A 17,221-nucleotide genomic window follows, 5' to 3' on the forward strand; every position below is an offset into this window, starting at 1 on the left:
TCACCGACGAGTCGTGAGCTCCCCCGACGGCCCCGAGGACCTCACCGGTTCGATCTTCGGTTCGGGCGACAGGGCGGTGGCTGCGGCGGCGCAACGCGCCAGAGAGACGGCGCCGCGCAACATCCCGGTGTTCGCCGATCTGCCGCTGCCGACCGACACGGCGAATCTGCGCGAAGGTGTGGATCTCAACGAGGCGCTGCTCGCACTGCTGCCGCTCGTCGGCGTCTGGCGCGGTGAGGGCGAGGGCCGCGGCGCGGGCGGCGACTACCGCTTCGGCCAGCAGATCGTGGTCAGCCACGACGGCGGCGACTACCTGAACTGGGAAGCGCGCTCGTGGCGGCTCACCGAGACCGGCGACTACGACCGGCCCGCGCTGCGCGAGACCGGGTTCTGGCGGTTCGTCCCCGACCCCGCCGACCCGTCGGAGTCTCAGGCGATCGAACTGCTGCTGGCCAATTCCGCCGGCTACGTCGAACTCTTCTACGGACGCCCCCGCAATCAGTCGTCGTGGGAGCTGGCCACCGACGCCCTGGCGCGCAGCAAGTCCGGTGTGCTCGTCGGCGGCGCCAAACGGCTCTACGGCATCGTCGACGGCGGCGACCTGGCGTACGTGGAGGAACGGGTGGACGCCGACGGCGGGTTGGTGCCACACCTGTCCGCCCGGTTGTCTAGATTCGTCGGATGACGCGCCGCCTCGGAATCTGTCTCGGTACCGGAATCACCGCAATCGCCCTGCTCGCCGGGTGCTCGTCGGAGAGCGCCCCGTCCCCGGACCCGTCGACCTCCCAGGCGCCGAGCGGGCACGGCACCTTCGCCGAATGTCTTTCTGCACATGACGTTCCCGCGCCGCCGGGGCCCGTCGCGGGGCCACCGCCCGGAGTGGACGCCGCGAAGTGGAAGACCGCCATGGACGACTGCTCGACGTTGGCGCCCGGCCCCGCAGGCTGAGCGCGCCCCGTCACCCGCGCCGGACCCGGGCGAGGAACTCCCGGGTGCGCGCGTGTGTCGGGTCGGTGAGCAGTTGTTCGGCAGGCCCGGATTCGACGACGACCCCGCCGTCGAGGAAGCACACCGTGTCGGCGACCTGGCGGGCGAAGCCCATCTCGTGGGTGGCCATCAGGATGGTGCGGCCCGCGGCGGCGAGTTCCCCGACCAGATCGAGCACGTCGCCGACCAGTTCGGGATCCAGCGCGCTGGTGATCTCGTCGAGCAGGAGCAGCCGCGGCTCGTAGGCCAGGGCGCGTGCGATCGCGACGCGCTGCTGCTGACCGCCGGACAGTGTGTCGGGATAGCAGTCGGCCTTGTCCGACAACCCGATTCGGTCCAGCAGCTCACGGCCGCGGCGGTCGGCCTCCCGGCGTTCGGCGCGGTGCACCACCCGTGGGCTGAGCGTCACGTTGGCCAGCGCGGTCATGTGCGGAAAGAGGTTGTAGGACTGGAACACCATGCCGATCGCCCGCCGGGCGGCGTCGGCATCGACGCGGGGGTCGCTGATGTCGCGGCCGTCGAGCAGGATCTGCCCGTCGTCGATCTCCTCGAGCAGGTCCACACAGCGCAGCAGCGTGGACTTGCCCGAGCCGGACGGCCCGATGAGCACCACCACCTGGTGCTCGCAGACGTCGAGGTCGATCCCGTCGAGCACGGTCCGCCCGTCGTAGCTCTTGCGCAGGCCTCGGATCGACAGCACCGTCGCCGGAGCGGCGCTCACACCGCCCCCTGGCGGGTCGCGGCGCGTCGGGCCACCCAGTCGGCGAGCCGCGCCGACGGCACGGCCAGCGCGACGAACAGCAGCCCGGCCACCACGTACGGGGTGAAGTTGTAGGTGGAGGCGGACTGGATCTGCGCGGCACGCACCGCGTCCACCGCGCCGAGCACCGAGATCAGCCCGCAGTCCTTCTGCAGCGCGACGAAGTCGTTCAGCAGTGCCGGGGTGACGCGCCGGACCGCCTGCGGGAGCACCACAAGGCGCATGGTGCGGCGGTAACCGAGTCCGAGCGAATTCGCGGCCGCGAGTTGCGACGGGTGCACCGACTCGATGCCCGCGCGGAACACCTCCGCGACGTAGGCCGAGTACACCAGGACCAGCGCCAGCCCGCCGAGCAGTACGGGATCGTTGGGCACGCCGTTCAGCCGCAGCCCGGGCAGGCCGAATCCGACCAGGTAGAGGCAGATCAGCAGCGGCAGGCCGCGGAACACATCGACGTACCCGGTCGCCATGGCGCGCACCGGGAACCACACCGGCCCACGGGATGCCCGCAGCAGGGCCAGGGCGAGACCGACGATGAGCACCAGCACCGTCGCCACCGCGAGCACCCGCAGGTTCAGCCAGAGACCGGAGAGCACCGCGGGCAGGCTGTCCCAGCCGATGCGCAGGTCGAAGAACGACTCACGGACCCGCGGCCAGCCCGGTGCGTTGGTCACGACCACCAGCAGCACCGCCGCGAACACGGCCGTGGACAGCAGCGCCACCAGCGTCGAGCGGCGGGCCCTGCTGCGGCGGAACGCCTGCCGGTCGAGCAGCGGCGAGGCGACGACGGGTGGTCTCACGGAAGGAACGGCGCCGCGCCCGGCCCGGCCAGCCACTCCTTCTGGAGCCGGAACAGCACGCCTTCGTCGCCGAGCTGGTCGACGGCCTGTGACACACACGCGGTCAGGGCGCTGCCCTTGTCCAGCACGATGCCGAACTGTTCGGCGTTGCCGGGCTCGGACGGCAGCTGGCCGATGATCTTCGAGTCGGCCAGTTCCATCTGCACCGCGAATGCGGTCGGCAGGTCCAGCGCCAGCGCGTCGATCTGTCCACTCACCAGTGCGGCCTTGGCGTCCTCGTTGTTGTTGTACACCGAGACCTCCGAGCCGCCGCTGACCTTCTCGGCGGCCTCGTAACTGGTGGTGCCCACCTGGGCGCCCAACCGGACGTCACGCAGCCCCTCGAGCGTGGTCACCGACGCCGCGGGCGACGACGGCAGCGTGATGAAGGCCTGGGTGACATCGAAGTACGGCGAGGAGAAGTCGACGGCCTGCTTGCGCTCGTCGGTGATGGAGAACTCGGAGAGGTTGGCGTCGAAGTTCTTGGGCCCCGGCGCGATGGCGGAGTTGAACGGCACCCGCTCCCACCGCACGTCCTCTTTGGTGTAGCCCAGCTTCCCGGCGACGGCGTAGGCGACGGCCGCTTCGAAGCCCTGGCCGTTCGCCGGATCGTCGTTGATGAACCACGGCTGGTAGGCCGGTTGGTCGGTGGCGAAGGTCAACACCCCTTCGGTCAGTGTCGGCAGGGCGTCCTTCTGGCATGTCTGCGCCGCAGGAGTCGATGGTGCGGATTCGTCGGCGGGGGCGCAGGCGCTCAGCACGGCCAACGCGGTCAGTGCGGGCCCGGCCACCAAGATCGGAAATGTGCGCATGGCCGCGATCTTCGCCTACTCGGTCCGGCGGCGCCACCGCCGCCCCTGCGCTGGAGATGTCTCCAGACATGGAGCGGCCCCCGAGCCAAGGATCCACAGCTGGACGGACCGAGGGGCTCGGGGGCCGGGTGACTGCGGGGAATTCGCCAGCGCGCGCAAGTAGTTTCGCCGAACGGCGGTCCCCCTTGGTGCTGCTAGCTCGCAGCCACCTCACATGTCCATAAGTCATTCAAAATGTCGGACCACCTCCCTTCCTGTGTACGAGCGACCATACCCACGGCCCGGCTACCCGACAAGCAATTTTCGTTTCGCGCTCAGCGATCACAGACGATCGCCGCGTCGACGAGCCCGGACACCTCGGCGGCCAACGGCGACGGCGGCAACGGCCTGCCGTCGAGCGTGTGAACGCGGGCGGCGAGCGTGATGCTGGAGATCAGCCAGACACCTTGCGCCGCAGCCAGATCCGCGGGCCGCAGTGCGCGGTAGTCGCAGTCGAAGCCCTTGTTGCGGGCGACCTCGAACAGCGCCTGCGCGGTGGTGCCGCGCAGGATCGGATACCAGGGCGGCGGGGTGAGCAGCACCGGGTTGTCCGGCTCGCCCGCGGCGATCACCACCGTCGAACGCGGCCCCTCGAGCACGAAGCCGTCGGAGCTCACGAAGATGACGTCGCCGGCGCCGTGGCGCTCGGCGTGCCGCAGCGCGGCCATGTTCACCGCGTACGACAGCGTCTTGGCGCCCGCGAGCAGCCACGGCAGGTCCGCCGCGCCCGCAGGAAGCCCGCGGTCGAGCAGCATGGCGGCCACCCCCTCGCGGCGTGCCACGGCCACCCGGGCGGCAAGTGCGCCGACGGTGGCGTAGGCCGTGGGCTCCGAACCGCTCTCCCGTCCGCGGCTGTACACCAGCCGCAGCACGCCTTCGCCCTCGTGATCGGCCGTCCAGTGCGCCGTCGCCGCGGCGACCGCTGCGCGCCAGCGGTCCAGGTCCGGCGCCGGCAGGTCGGTCATCTTCGCCGACTGCGTCAGCCGGGCCAGGTGCGCCTCCAGCAGGCACGGCGCGCCGTCGCGGATGAGCAGCGTCTCGAAGATGCCGTCGCCGCGCACGGCGGAAAGGTCGTCGGCGTGCAGCAGCGGCGCGTGCGGATCGTGCCGCGTGCCGTCGAGGGTCACCACGACCGAGGGTTGGCTGCCCATGGCCGGTTAGCCTAGCGCTCGTACAGTTGACGGTATGTCCGCAGTTCCCGCGCCCGAAGGCAGTCCCGACGCCGGCGCCGTCTGGCATCACGGTGATCCGTTCGGCGAGCAGCGCGCCGCCGCGCACGACGCCGTCGTGGTGGACCGCTCGCACCGCGGCACACTCACCCTCACCGGCGCCGACCGCCGCAGCTGGCTGCACAGCATCTCCACCCAGCACGTCAGCGAGTCCTCCGACGGCGCGGTCACCGAGAACCTCAGCCTCGACGGCCAGGGCCGCGTCGAGGACCACTGGCTGCAGTCCGAACTGGCAGGCACCACGTACATCGACACCGAGCCCTGGCGCGCGGAGCCGCTGCTGGCCTACCTGCGCAAGATGGTGTTCTGGGCCGACGTCCAAGTCGAGCCCGCCGATCTGGCGGTGCTGTCGCTGCTCGGCCCCGCGGTGGGCGACACGCCGGTGCTCGACGCGCTCGGCCTCGATTCGCTACCGGCGGAATCGACGGCGGTTTCACTCGACGGCGGTGGATTCCTGCGCCGGCTGACCGCCCGCGATCTCGAGATCGACCTCCTTGTGCCGCGCGAACGGACCGCTGATTGGCGGGCCCGGCTGACCGCGGCGGGGGTGCGCCCGGCCGGCGTGTGGGCCTATGAGGCGCTGCGCGTGGCGGCCGGACGGCCCCGCCTCGGCCTGGACACCGACGAGCGCACCATCCCCCACGAGGTGGGGTGGATCGGTGGTCCCGGCGTCGGCGCCGTCCACCTGGACAAGGGCTGCTATCGCGGCCAGGAGACCGTCGCCCGGGTGCACAACCTGGGCAAACCGCCCCGGATGCTGGTGCTGTTGCAGCTGGACGGGTCGAGCGACCGGCCGGCGACGGGCGATCCGGTGCTGGCCGGCGGGCGTGCGGTCGGCCGGCTCGGGACGGTGGTCGATCACGTCGACGAGGGACCCATCGCGCTGGCGCTGCTGAAGCGGGGGCTGCCTGTCGACACCGCACTCACCACCGGCGGTGCGGGCGACGTCGCCGCGGTGATCGATCCGGCCTCCGTGCCGGCGGCCGACGTGACCGGAGCGGGACGGCTTGCCGTCGAGCGCCTCCGGGGCGGCGCGCGGTGAGGGTGGTCACCCAAGGCAGGGCCTACCAGCAGACCGCAGCCGGGCACGGTAAAGTGACCGCAGGACAATAAACACACTCAGATCGGAGCCGCCTGCTCGCTGGGCCGCTCCGTTATTGCGCGAGGGGGTCCCCCCATGGGCCGCGGCCGGGCGAAGGCAAAGCAGACCAAGGTTGCACGTGAGCTCAAGTACAGCTCACCGCAGACCGACTTGAAGCGGCTCCAGCAGGAGCTGGGCGGGTCGAGCTCTCCTGGAAACAGCGACGGGTACGAACCTGAGGACCCTGGAATCTACGTCGAAGACGACGACTGGCGGCCCTAGCCCTCTCGCTCAGAACCGCGGGTGCTGACCCACCAGATGCGCCCGCGGTTCGTCCTTACCGGCCTTCTTGACGGTGCCGAGCGTCCAGCAGTCGAGATGGCGGGCAGTCAGGATGGCCAGCGCGCGGTCGGTGTCCTCCGGCGCGACGACGGCCACCATGCCGATTCCCATGTTGAAGGTCTGTTCCATCTCGGCGCGGTCGACGCGGCCGCGCTGGGCGATCATCTGGAACACCGGGGCCGGCGTCCAGGTGCCGCGGTCGAGTTCGGCCGACAGGCCGTTGGGCACGACGCGTTCCAGGTTTCCCGCCAGTCCGCCGCCGGTGATGTGGCAGAACGTGCGGACCTGGCTCTCGGCGGCCAGCGCCAGGCAGTCCTTGGCGTAGATGCGTGTGGGTTCGAGGAGCTCTTCGCCGAGCGTGCGGCCGAACTCCTCGACGTGACCGGCGAGGTTCATCCGGTCGATCTCCAGCAGCACCTTGCGTGCCAGTGAGTAACCGTTGGAGTGCAGCCCCGATGAGCCGAAAGCGATGATGACGTCGCCCGGTTTCACCCGGTCGGGCCCCAGCACGTCGTCGGCCTCCACGATGCCGACGCCGGTGGCCGAGATGTCGTAGTGGTCGGGCGCCATCAGGCCCGGATGCTCGGCCGTCTCACCGCCCAGTAGAGCGCAGCCGGCGATCACACAGCCGTCGGCGATGCCGGACACCAGTTCGCTGACGCGTTCGGGCACCGTGCGGCCGACGGCGATGTAGTCCTGCAGGAACAGCGGTTCGGCGCCGCAGACCACCAGGTCGTCGACGACCATGGCGACCAGGTCGAGCCCCACGGTGTCGTGCTTGTCCATGGCCTGGGCGACGGCGAGTTTGGTGCCCACCCCGTCGGTCGACGAGGCCAGCACCGGTTCGCGGTACCCGCCGCGCAGGGCGAACAGCCCGGCGAAACCACCGAGGCCGCCACGTACCTCGGGCCTGGTGGCCTTCGCGGCGTAAGGCTTGAACAGTTCGACGGCGCGGTCACCGGCTTCGATGTCCACCCCGGCCGACGCGTAGGAGATGCCGTGTTGTTCGGCGCGATCGGTCATCGAAGGAAAGGCTACCGGTACCAGCCGCGGCACGGTACGCGCCTCGGATCATCGCTGCCTGCGCGTTTCCGCTCCGGGCAGCCCGGGGTGTGACAGCGTGACCCGGCATGGACAACTTTCGCCGTTCGGCGCTCGCCGCGGCGGTGTCGGTGCTCACCGCGTCGGCCCTGGCAGCACCGGCCGCGGCTACCCCGCCGCGGGACACTGACGGCGTCGTGACCTGGGAGATGACCGACGGCGCCGCCCCGACCGGGACCGATTACATCTTTCGCAGGATCACCATCGCCCCTGGCGGCAGCACCGGCTGGCACTCCCATCCCGGCCAGCTCTTCGGCACGGTCAAGGAGGGCATCCTGATGCACAACCGGGCCGACTGCACGATGGACGGCCTCTACGTGGCGGGCCAGGACATCGCCGAGAAGGGCGGTCCGGGGTACGTCCACATCGGCCGCAATGTCGGGCCGACGCCCCTGGTGCTGGAGATCCTGTACATCAACCCGGCCGGCGCGCCGCTGTCGGAGGACGCACCGGATCCGGGTTGCGGGTTTGCCTGACCCCTGAAACGGTCATCCGGCGGCGTACCGGCTTCGAATACCTGGAGACGTTGACGAGAGATGGAGACCGTGGGTGCCTGCTGAACAGATCCGCTGCCTGGTGACCGGCGCCACCGGTTACATCGGTAGCCGCCTGGTGCCTCGACTGCTCGACGAGGGCCGTCAGGTCCGCGCCATGGCCCGGACACCGGAGAAGCTGGACGACGCGCCGTGGCGCGACCGCGTCGAGGTGGTGCGCGGCGACCTCACCGATCCCGACTCCCTGGTGGCCGCGTTCGAGGGCATGGACGTCGTCTACTACCTGGTGCACTCGATGGGCTCGTCGAAGGACTTCGTCGCCGACGAGAAGCGTTCGGCGTCCAACGTGGTGGCCGCGGCGAAGAAGGCCGGTGTCACGCGGATCGTCTACCTGAGTGGCCTGCATCCCAAGAACGTCGAGTTGTCGCGTCACCTTGCGTCACGTACCGAGGTCGGTGACATCCTCATCGCCTCCGGCATCGAGACCGTGGTGCTGCAGGCGGGCATCGTCGTCGGCTCGGGTTCCGCGTCGTTCGAGATGATCCGCCACCTCACCGACCGCCTGCCCGCCATGACCACCCCCAAGTGGGTGCACAACAAGATCCAGCCCATCTCGATCGACGACGTCCTGTACTACCTGACCGAGTCCGCCACTGCCGAGATCCCGGAATCACGGACCTGGGACGTCGGCGGACCCGATGTCCTGGAGTACGGCGACGCGATGCAGGTCTATGCGAACGTCGCGGGTCTCCGGAAGAGATTCATCGTCGTGATGCCGTTCCTGACGCCGTCCATCGCGAGTTGGTGGGTGGGTCTGGTGACCCCGATCCCGTCCGGTCTGGCCCGGCCGCTGGTCGAGTCGCTGGCGCACGACGCGGTGATGGCGGAGCACGACATCGACGCCGTCATCCCGCCGCCACCGGGCGGTTCGATGTCCTACCGCGAATCGGTGACCGAGGCGCTGCAGCAGGACGGCACCGCGTCAACCGGCGGGCGGCGCCACCTGGTGAAGTTCAGTCCGACTGCGCCGCAGTAGAACTCAGGGGCGACGAACGGCCGAGGCGTTGTCGTTCTCGATCGACAGCGGCAGCCCGTTGCGTGCGGCCGTGGCCAGCATGTGTTCGATGACGTTCTTGCCCAGTGCGGTCTCACCCGGCAGCTCGATCGGGTACTTGCCGTCGAAACACGCCGAGCACAGCCGCGATGCGGGCTGTTCGGTCGCCGCGATCATGGCCTGCTGGGAGATGTAGCCGAGGCTGTCGGCGCCGATCGCCCGGCGGACGGCTTCGAGTGTCTCGTCCTCGTCCTCGACGGCGTTGGCGATGAGCTCCGCGGGGGTGGCGAAGTCGATGCCGTAGAAGCACGGCCATTTCACCGGCGGTGAGGCGATCCGCACGTGCACCTCGAGCGCACCCGCCTCGCGCAGCATCCGGATCAGTGCGCGCTGCGTGTTGCCCCGCACGATGGAGTCGTCGACGACGATCAGCCGCTTGCCGCGGATCACTTCCTTGAGCGGGTTGAGCTTGAGCCGGATACCCAGCTGCCGAATCGTCTGCGACGGCTGGATGAAGGTGCGGCCCACGTAGGCGTTCTTCATCAGGCCCTGGCCGTAGGGGATGCCGGAGCCCTGCGCGTAGCCGACTGCGGCGGGCGTCCCCGATTCGGGAACACCGATCACCAGGTCGGCCTCGACGGGCTTCTCGGCGGCCAGCCGGCGGCCGATCTCGACGCGGGTGCCGTGCACGGACCGGCCGCCGATGACGCTGTCCGGCCGGGCGAGGTAGACGTACTCGAAGACGCAGCCCTTCGGCGTCGGGTTGGCGAACCGGGTGGAGCGCACCCCGTCGGCGTCGATGGCCAGCAGTTCGCCCGGCTCGATGTCGCGGACGAACGATGCGCCGACGATGTCGAGCGCGGCGGTCTCGGACGCCACCACCCACCCGCGGTCCAGCCGGCCCAGCGACAGCGGGCGCACGCCGTAGGGGTCCCGGGCGGCGTAGAGGGTGTTCTCGTCCATGAACGTCACGCAGAACGCGCCGCGGACGGTGGGCAGCAGTGCCAGCGCGGCCTGCTCGAGCGTGGAGTCGGCCGCGCCGTGGGCCAGCAGCGCGCCAAGGATGTCGGAGTCCGTGGTGGCCGCGCCGGGTGTGCGGGGGTTGATCAGCCCCGCGTCGCGGGCGCGGGCGGCGAGTTCGGTGGTGTTGACCAGGTTGCCGTTGTGGCCGAGCGCGACACCGGTGCCCGCCGCGGTGTTGCGGAACACCGGCTGGGCGTTCTCCCAGGTGGTCGACCCGGTGGTGGAGTAGCGGCAGTGGCCGATCGCGACGTGGCCGTCCATGGCGGCCAGGGTCTGCTCGTCGAACACCTGACTGACCAGGCCCAGATCTTTGAAGACCAGCACCTGCGAACCGTCCGCGACGGCGATGCCCGCCGCCTCCTGGCCGCGGTGCTGCAGGGCGTAGAGGCCGTAGTAGGTGAGTTTCGCGACGTCTTCGCCCGGTGCCCAGACACCGAAAACGCCGCACTCTTCCTTGGGGCCCTCTTCGGGCTCGAGGTCTGTCTGGCCGGTCACGTTAGGGGCTGCTCCGTGGGGGCGTTGGGTGACATGACCGAGCATACGGTCACAGGCGGGTGTTCGAGGAATCGCGGCGGCAGTGTCGCCGGTGAATCTCGGAGGTACAACACCGTCGCAGCCGCAGGTCATTCCCGGGTCGCTGTCCACCGAACGCCGTCGCTGTGTGGCGAAGCTAACCCTCGAGCGTGACCACCGGAAGCCACTGCGCGATCTCCCCGGCCCGCGAACCCGACAGCGTGATGTCGTGCGCGCTCGCCGCGGCGTCGACGGTTGTGAGCCCCGTCGCCAGCCGCAGCCAGGTCCGCCCGTCGGTCTCGACGACGTTGGGCGGGTTGCCCCGGGTGTGGCGGGGGCCGGAGATGCACTGCACCGCAACGAAGGGCGGGACGCGTACTTCGACGCTGGCGCCGGGCGCCGAAGCGGCGAGGGTGCGGGCGGTGAGGCGCACCGCCTCGGCGAGCTCGGTGCGCGACGGTTCCGGCCCGGCGGCGTCGCGCAGCCAGTCGGCGACCGCCACGACGGCGGCGCGGGTCTTTGCCGGATCGGGACTACGACGGGTGGCCATATCTTAGGGTCGCAAAGTGATTGATCTTCACCACCACCCGCCGTACAAAACGGCGGGCGCGGTGTTGATCGCACTGATGGTCGTCGTCGGCGTGCTGTTCTCTTTCCAGTTCCGTGGCGCGTTCACACCGAGGGCCGAGCTGACGGTGGTGTCGTCACGCGCGGGTCTGGTGGTCGATCCGGGGTCGAAGGTGACGTTCAACGGGGTCGAGATCGGCAGGGTCACCGGTATCGGCACCGTCGCCACCGACGACTCCCAGCAGGCGCGGCTGTCGCTGGACGTCGATCCCCGCTACCTGGGGCTCATCCCGGCCAACGTGGTGACCGACATCAACGCGAGCACGGTGTTCGGCAACAAGTACATCGCCTTCAGCTCACCGGCCGATCCTGCCGCGCAACGCCTTTCGGACGGTGGCGTGGTGGTGGCCTCGTCGGTGACCACCGAGTTCAACACGGTGTTCGAGACGGTCACCGCACTGGCCGAACAAGTCGACCCGATCAAACTGAACCAGACGCTGAGCACGACGGCGCAGGCGCTGACCGGGCTCGGCGACCGGTTCGGCGGCTCCCTGACCGACGGCAACGCCATCCTCGACGACCTCAACCCCCGGATGCCGCGGCTACGCGAGGACGTCACGAACCTCGCCGACCTCGCCGACGTCTACGCCGACGCCTCGCAGGACCTGTGGGACGGCCTCGACGGAGCCGTGGTGACCGCACGTGCGCTGAACGACCGGCGTGCCGACGTGGACGCCGCCCTGCTCGCGTCCATCGGGTTCGCGAACACCGGGGGCGACGCCTTCGAGCGGGCCGGCCCGTATTTCGTGCGGGTGGCCGAGGATCTGGGGCCGACGGCCAAGCTGCTCGACGACTACCGCGGCATGATCTTCTGCACGGTCCGCAACTATCACGACGTCGCTCCGGAGATCCAGCGCACCCTCGGCGGCGACAACGGGTTCTCACTGCGGTCGGCGGGTGCCCCCACGGGTGCGGGCAACCCGTACATCTATCCCGACAACCTGCCGCGGGTGAACGCCCGCGGCGGCCCGGGCGGCCGGCCGGGGTGCTGGCAGAAGATCACCCGCGAGCTCTGGCCGATGCCATACCTGGTGATGGACACCGGATACAGCATCGCCCCGTACAACCACCTGGAGATCGGCCAGCCCTTTGCGATCGACTACGTGTGGGGCCGCCAGTTCGGCGAGCTCACCATCAATCCCTGACTGTCGGTGTGTTGACATCAAGTTGCGTTGAGGTTCTACGTTGGCGGGCATGACGTTCAAGCCGCACGAGATCGCATTCCTGCGTGACGCCGACCTGGGTCGGCTCGCCACCGTTCAGTCCGACGGCACCCCGCAGAACAGTCCGGTGGGGTTCACCTACAACGACGAACTCGGCACCATCGACATCGCCGGCTACCGGATGTCGCGCAGCCAGAAGTTCCGCAACATCGCCCACCACCCCGGCGTGGCGTTCGTGGTCGACGACATCTACTCCCGCGACCCGTGGCGGGTGCGCTGCCTGGAGATTCGCGGCACCGCCGAGCAGGCGCAGGCCGGGCCGGCCGGCTCCGGCGACGGGCTCGGCCCCGCGATCATCCGCGTGCATCCCCGCCGCATCATCAGCTTCGGCATCGACGACACCGAGACCGCGCCGCACGACCTCGTCGCCGACAGCCGCGACGTCTGATTCTCATCACGCGGTTCGCCGCAGGATCACCAGCGCGGCGACGGCGCCCGCCTCGTTGACCGCGAAGTGCGCCAGCATCGGCGCGGCGATGCTGCCCGAGCGTTCCGCGAGCAGGCCGAAGATCCAGCCGGCCAGCCCGGTCGCCACGACAACGGCCGCCACCGGCTGACCGGCTGCCCGCGCGTCGGCGATGTGCGACAGCCCGAACGCCGCGGACTGCAGCAGCCGCCCGCCGTCCGGCCCGAATGCCTCTGCGGCGAGCGTGCCGAGGGCGGCGCGAAACGCGGTCTCCTCGGCCCACACCGTGCCGAGCGGGATGCGCAGCAGCAGCCAGCGCACCGGGCGGTCGGGCACCTTCTGGCCCGCCATCGCCGAGCGCACAGCGGGCAGCACGGTGGCCGTCCCGACGGCCGCCGCCACGACAGCGACCACGGCCGAGCCATGGCGCAATCCGGTCCGGAGCTCGGGCGGCCGCAGGCCGAGCGGTGCGCGCGTCAGCCGCACCAGCGCGGTGCCGAAGGCGGCCTGCACCAGCGGATGCCAGCGCGCCGGTAGCCGCGGGCTCACCAAACCCTTGAGGGTGACGAGTGTGACGGCGAGCGCCACCGCCCGGAAACCGCGCCGCGACACTAGTATTCGGGCCCGTCGGCCGCGGCGGACTTCTCCAGGGCCAGCCGGATGCGTGCGGTGTCCTCGGCGGTCCAGCCGTCGGGCGGCGCGACGGCAGCCCATCCGTCGAGCACCGAGTCACCGTAATTGTGGCCGTGCCCGCCCGGCACCCCCGACGCGTTCGTCATGTCGGCGCCGACCTGCCAGAAGGTGACAATCGGGTACCAGCGCATCGACGCGGTGCGGTCACGGCCCGGCGCCTCCCTCAGCCAGTCCGGCCGGGAGAACAGCAGATCCGGTGACCACCACACGATCGGATCCGACGGGTGTTGCAGGAACAGCACGCGGGTGCCCTCCCACGGGTCAGCGGTGTCCTGCGCGATCTCCTGCGGACCGGTCGCCTCGGAGAACCGGACGGTGCGCCCGTTGTCGTAGCGCGGGGCGACCTCCGGCGTGCCGGGATCGCGCCGCTCGATGATGGCGCGCCACAGGGGGCTGGCGTTGGGCGGGCCCACCCAGAGCACCGACGAGAAGCCCATCCTGGCGATGTCGGGCAGCCACGCGAACGCGCCCTGGCCGCCCATCGATCCGAGACTCTCGCCGTAGAGCACCAATTCGGGTCGCCGGTCCGCGGGGCGCCGTTCCCAGCGATCGTGGATCGCGTCGATCATCAGCCGGCCGGTGTCGATCGACTTCTGCCGGTCACCCAGGAACGAGATCCAGCTCGGCAGGTAGGAGTACTGCATCCCGACCATCGCTGTGTCGCCGTTGTACATCAGCTCCAGCGACCGCGCGGCCACCGGGTTGATCCACCCGGTACCGGTGGTCGGGACGATCACCAGCAGCTGCCGGTCGAAGGCGCCGGTGCGCTCGAGTTCGGAAAGCAGCAACGCGACCCGCTGCTCGTCGGTGTCGGCCGACTGCAGCCCGGCGTACACCCTGATCGGCTCCAGCGCCGGGCGCCCGTTGACGGCTTCGAGCTCGTCGGCGTTCGGCCCGGACGCGACGAAGTTGCGGCCCTGGAAGCCAAGGGAATCCCACGACGCGAAGGATTCCGGGCTGCCCGAACGCTGCGGTTGGGTGGGCGCCACGATGCCGTCGCGGGTGGTGGTGTTCTGTGGCTGGAACACCCGGTTCGCACCGGCCAGGAAGCCGCGCAGCAGCACGCCGTTGATCAGCGTGATGACCAGCACCACGACGATGGCGGTGCCGATGAACAGCGCCACCTCCTGATGCAGGTGCCAGCGCCTGATAAAGGTCCGGGCAAGCGCTTTCACCGCGTCGAGCAACACCCGGGTGACCGCGACGCAGGCGGCGCCGACGAGCACGGCGACGATCAGCGTGCGCGAATGTCCCAGTGTGGTCGGACCTTCCACGCCGGTCACGGCCGAAACCTGCCGCTGCCACGCCGCGGCGGGAACGAGCATCGCCACGCTGGCGGCGATCGCCAGTACCACCGTCAGCCCCTTGGCCCAGTACAGCACGCGCTGCGGCGGCGGCCAGCGACGGGAATGACGAAACACGAAGCGGTGCAACATCGTCGCGGTGAACACGCCGATCCCGTAGCCGATGGCGCCGTTGATGCCGCCGATCAGTCCCTGGAACAGCCAGTCCCTCGGCAACAGTGACGGCGTCAGCGACAGGCAGAAGAACAGCGCACCGAAACCGATCCCGACGAAGTCGAGCCGGACCAGGCTCCAGGCCCAGATCAGCAGCGGGTGACGCGTTCGGCGTTGTTCCCCCTCGGCGAGTCGCTCGCCGGTACGGTCGTCGGTCGGCGCACTCACCCGAACAATCCGGGGAGCACGCCCTCCGACGTGCTGCGCAGCTCCGCGAGGGACACGCTGAATTGGTCCTGCACCTCGACGGCGTCGCTGCCGTCGTCCACCACGCCGATGCGGGTGGCGGGCAGGCCGCGCGCCTCGCACATCGACCGGAACCGGCTCTCCTCGGTGCGCGGCACGGCGACCAGCACCCTGCCCGCCGACTCGGAGAAGAGGAACGTGAACGGACCTGTGCCGCTCTGGAAGCCGTCGGGAAGAATGACGCGGCAACCGGTTTCGCCCGCCAGCGCCGCCTCGACCACGGCCTGGATCAGTCCGCCCTCGGAGAGGTCGTGGGCCGCGGAGATCAGGCCGTCGCGCGATGCGGCGGTCAGCACCTCGCCGAGCAGCTTCTCCCGGTCGAGGTCCACCTGCGGTGGCGTGCCGCCGAGGTGGCCCGCGGTGACCTGCGCCCAGATGGAGCCGTCGAACTCGTCGCGGGTCTCGCCGAGCAGGATCAGCGTCTCTCCGGGCTCGGTGCCGAGGCCGGTGGGGATGCGGCGCTTGACGTCGTCGATCACGCCGAGCACGCCCACCACGGGGGTGGGCAGGATCGGGGTGCTGCCGGTCTGGTTGTAGAAGCTGACGTTGCCGCCGGTGACGGGGATGCCCAGTGCGGCACACCCGTCGGCGAGCCCGCGGACCGCTTCGGAGAATTGCCACATCACGCCGGGGTCCTCCGGCGAGCCGAAGTTGAGGCAGTTGGTCACGGCGACGGGGGTCGCGCCGGTGACTGCGACGTTGCGGTAGGCCTCGGCGAGCGCCAGTTGCGCCCCCGCATAGGGGTCGAGCGCGGTGTAGCGGCCGCTCGCGTCGGTGGAGACCGCGACGCCGCGGCCGGTGGCCTCGTCGATGCGCAGCACACCGCCGTCGGCGTGTTCGGCGAGCACGGTGTTGCCGCGCACATAGCGGTCGTACTGCTCGGTGATGTACGCGCGGCTGCACAGGTGCGGGCTGCCCACCATGGCCAGCAGGGTGGCGCGCAGTTCGTCACCGGTCTGCGGCCGGGGCAGTCCGGCGGAGGTGTCGGCCGTCAGCGCGTCCTGGCTGTCGGGCCGGGCCAGCGGGCGCTGGTAGACCGGACCCTCGTGCGCCACGGTGCGCGGCGGGACGTCGACGACGGTCTCACCGTGCCAGGTGATCTCCAGCCGGTCGCCGTCGCTGACCTCGCCGATGACCGTGGCAAGCACCTCCCACTTGCGGCACACCGCCATGAACGCGTCGACGTTGTCGGGGGTGACCACCGCGCACATGCGTTCCTGCGACTCGCTGGAGAGCACCTCCGCCGGTGTCATGTTCTTCGCACGCAGGGGCACGCGGTCCAGCTCGATGCGCATGCCACCATCGCCGGCCGATGCGAGTTCGGATGTGGCGCAGGACAATCCGGCGCCGCCGAGGTCCTGGATGCCGACCACCAGACCGGCGGCGTACAACTCGAGGCAGCACTCGATGAGCACCTTCTCCATGAAGGGGTCGCCGACCTGCACGCTGGGCAGTTTCTTGCGTCCGGGCCCCGATCCCTCGTCGCCGCCGAACGTCTCCGACGCCAGCACCGACACCCCGCCGATGCCGTCCAGGCCGGTGCGCGCGCCGAACAGGATGATCTTGTTGCCGGTGCCCGATGCGAAGGCCAGATGCAGATCCTCGGTGCGCATCGCGCCGACGCACAGGGCGTTGACCAACGGGTTGCCTGCGTAGGAGGCGTCGAAGACCGTTTCGCCGCCGATGTTCGGCAGGCCGAGCGAATTGCCGTAGCCGCCGATGCCGCGCACCACACCGTCGAGCACCCGGCGGGTGTCGGGGGCGTCGGCCGCGCCGAAGCGCAGCTGGTCCATCACCGCGACCGGGCGGGCGCCCATCGCCATGATGTCGCGCACGATGCCGCCGACGCCGGTGGCCGCCCCCTGATAGGGCTCCACGTAAGAGGGGTGGTTGTGCGACTCGACCTTGAACGTGACCGCCCAACCGTCGCCGATGTCGACCACGCCGGCGTTCTCGCCGATGCCGGCCAGCATCCCGGCGCGCATCTCGTCGGTGGTCGTCTCGCCGAAGTAGCGCAGATGCACCTTCGAGGACTTGTAGGAGCAGTGCTCGCTCCACATCACCGAGTACATCGCCAGCTCGGCGTCGGTGGGCCTGCGGCCGAGTATCTCGCGGATCCGCTGGTACTCGTCGTCCTTGAGGCCCAGTTCGCGGTGGGGCTGGGGTTGGTCGGGGCTGGCTGCCGCCCGCTCGACGGTGTCCAGTGTGGGTCCGACCTCCTGCGTCACGGGGACA

Annotated in this window: 18 protein-coding genes; 8 read left to right on the forward strand and 10 right to left on the reverse strand. The window is 70.2% G+C overall.

Annotated elements, in window-relative coordinates; all coding sequences use genetic code 11:
* Nucleotides 1-13 precede the first annotated feature (13 nt).
* On the forward strand, nt 14-685 hold the full coding sequence (locus H7I41_RS17870) for a heme-binding beta-barrel domain-containing protein (RefSeq protein ID WP_264013942.1): 672 nt from the start codon (nt 14-16) through the stop codon (nt 683-685).
* Nucleotides 682-948: a YajG family lipoprotein gene (locus tag H7I41_RS17875; protein WP_264013943.1), complete on the forward strand. Its 267-nt coding sequence runs from the start codon at nt 682-684 to the stop codon at nt 946-948. Before H7I41_RS17870 ends, H7I41_RS17875 begins: the two co-directional genes overlap by 4 nt.
* A gap of 10 nt (nt 949-958) precedes the next feature.
* Here the strand turns inward: H7I41_RS17875 and H7I41_RS17880 are convergent, their stop codons facing one another.
* The 4 genes from H7I41_RS17880 to H7I41_RS17895 form a co-directional block, all read right to left on the reverse strand.
* Nucleotides 959-1,708 carry an amino acid ABC transporter ATP-binding protein gene (locus tag H7I41_RS17880; RefSeq protein WP_308214634.1) on the reverse strand — a complete coding sequence of 250 codons (750 nt, stop codon included), beginning with the start codon at nt 1,706-1,708 and terminating at the stop codon, nt 959-961.
* Entirely contained in the window at nt 1,705-2,547 is an 843-nt protein-coding gene (locus H7I41_RS17885) for an amino acid ABC transporter permease (RefSeq protein ID WP_264013944.1), read from the reverse strand. The genes H7I41_RS17880 and H7I41_RS17885 overlap by 4 nt, the downstream gene beginning before the upstream one ends.
* Complete coding sequence (locus H7I41_RS17890) at nt 2,544-3,398, reverse strand: ABC transporter substrate-binding protein (protein WP_264013945.1); 855 nt, start codon at nt 3,396-3,398, stop codon at nt 2,544-2,546. Before H7I41_RS17890 ends, H7I41_RS17885 begins: the two co-directional genes overlap by 4 nt.
* Before the next feature lie 314 nt (nt 3,399-3,712).
* The gene (locus H7I41_RS17895; RefSeq protein WP_264013946.1) at nt 3,713-4,588 is read right to left on the reverse strand and encodes an aminodeoxychorismate lyase; all 876 of its coding nucleotides are present in this window, start codon (nt 4,586-4,588) and stop codon (nt 3,713-3,715) included.
* A gap of 34 nt (nt 4,589-4,622) precedes the next feature.
* On the opposite strand from H7I41_RS17895, the gene ygfZ reads away from it, so the two are divergent.
* Together ygfZ and H7I41_RS17905 are read left to right on the forward strand one after the other, a co-directional pair.
* Nucleotides 4,623-5,708, forward strand: coding sequence for a CAF17-like 4Fe-4S cluster assembly/insertion protein YgfZ (ygfZ, locus tag H7I41_RS17900; RefSeq protein ID WP_264013947.1), 1,086 nt, complete (start codon nt 4,623-4,625; stop codon nt 5,706-5,708).
* A gap of 135 nt (nt 5,709-5,843) precedes the next feature.
* Nucleotides 5,844-6,029 (forward strand): DUF3073 domain-containing protein, encoded by a 186-nt coding sequence (locus H7I41_RS17905; protein WP_264013948.1) that lies wholly within the window; start codon nt 5,844-5,846, stop codon nt 6,027-6,029.
* A 9-nt stretch (nt 6,030-6,038) separates the two neighbouring features.
* Here the strand turns inward: H7I41_RS17905 and purM are convergent, their stop codons facing one another.
* Nucleotides 6,039-7,112 (reverse strand): phosphoribosylformylglycinamidine cyclo-ligase, encoded by a 1,074-nt coding sequence (gene purM, locus H7I41_RS17910; protein ID WP_264013949.1) that lies wholly within the window; start codon nt 7,110-7,112, stop codon nt 6,039-6,041.
* Nucleotides 7,113-7,219: 107 nt separating this feature from the next.
* Between purM and H7I41_RS17915 the strand changes: the two genes are divergently transcribed.
* Both H7I41_RS17915 and H7I41_RS17920 read left to right on the forward strand, forming a co-directional pair.
* Nucleotides 7,220-7,666 (forward strand): cupin domain-containing protein, encoded by a 447-nt coding sequence (locus H7I41_RS17915; RefSeq protein ID WP_264013950.1) that lies wholly within the window; start codon nt 7,220-7,222, stop codon nt 7,664-7,666.
* A gap of 73 nt (nt 7,667-7,739) precedes the next feature.
* Nucleotides 7,740-8,720 carry an NAD(P)H-binding protein gene (locus H7I41_RS17920; RefSeq protein WP_264013951.1) on the forward strand — a complete coding sequence of 327 codons (981 nt, stop codon included), beginning with the start codon at nt 7,740-7,742 and terminating at the stop codon, nt 8,718-8,720.
* 3 nt (nt 8,721-8,723) lie between these two features.
* Here the strand turns inward: H7I41_RS17920 and purF are convergent, their stop codons facing one another.
* A complete protein-coding gene (gene purF / locus H7I41_RS17925; RefSeq protein ID WP_372503764.1) occupies nt 8,724-10,301 on the reverse strand; it encodes an amidophosphoribosyltransferase in 1,578 nt (525 codons plus the stop codon).
* Nucleotides 10,302-10,431: 130 nt separating this feature from the next.
* Nucleotides 10,432-10,824 carry a sterol carrier family protein gene (locus tag H7I41_RS17930; protein ID WP_264013953.1) on the reverse strand — a complete coding sequence of 131 codons (393 nt, stop codon included), beginning with the start codon at nt 10,822-10,824 and terminating at the stop codon, nt 10,432-10,434.
* 16 nt (nt 10,825-10,840) lie between these two features.
* Here H7I41_RS17930 and H7I41_RS17935 point away from each other — a divergent pair, with 16 nt between their 5' ends.
* Both H7I41_RS17935 and H7I41_RS17940 read left to right on the forward strand, forming a co-directional pair.
* Nucleotides 10,841-12,046 carry an MCE family protein gene (locus H7I41_RS17935; RefSeq protein ID WP_264013954.1) on the forward strand — a complete coding sequence of 402 codons (1,206 nt, stop codon included), beginning with the start codon at nt 10,841-10,843 and terminating at the stop codon, nt 12,044-12,046.
* A 49-nt stretch (nt 12,047-12,095) separates the two neighbouring features.
* On the forward strand, nt 12,096-12,512 hold the full coding sequence (locus H7I41_RS17940) for a PPOX class F420-dependent oxidoreductase (RefSeq protein ID WP_264013955.1): 417 nt from the start codon (nt 12,096-12,098) through the stop codon (nt 12,510-12,512).
* A 6-nt stretch (nt 12,513-12,518) separates the two neighbouring features.
* Here H7I41_RS17940 and H7I41_RS17945 read toward each other — a convergent pair whose 3' ends face one another.
* From H7I41_RS17945 to purL, 3 genes are read right to left on the reverse strand one after another with little or no spacing between them, the layout of a single operon-like run.
* Nucleotides 12,519-13,142: an Rv0804 family intramembrane glutamic endopeptidase gene (locus H7I41_RS17945; protein ID WP_264013956.1), complete on the reverse strand. Its 624-nt coding sequence runs from the start codon at nt 13,140-13,142 to the stop codon at nt 12,519-12,521.
* Nucleotides 13,142-14,908, reverse strand: a complete 1,767-nt coding sequence (locus H7I41_RS17950) for an alpha/beta hydrolase (protein WP_372503765.1) — start codon at nt 14,906-14,908, stop codon at nt 13,142-13,144. The genes H7I41_RS17945 and H7I41_RS17950 overlap by 1 nt, the downstream gene beginning before the upstream one ends.
* Nucleotides 14,905-17,214, reverse strand: coding sequence for a phosphoribosylformylglycinamidine synthase subunit PurL (gene purL, locus H7I41_RS17955; RefSeq protein WP_308214635.1), 2,310 nt, complete (start codon nt 17,212-17,214; stop codon nt 14,905-14,907). The genes H7I41_RS17950 and purL overlap by 4 nt, the downstream gene beginning before the upstream one ends.
* Nucleotides 17,215-17,221: the final 7 nt, after the last annotated feature.

It is taken from the genome of [Mycobacterium] manitobense, from assembly GCF_025821665.1.
In the GTDB taxonomy this organism is placed as follows: Bacteria; Actinomycetota; Actinomycetes; order Mycobacteriales; family Mycobacteriaceae; genus Mycobacterium; species Mycobacterium arseniciresistens.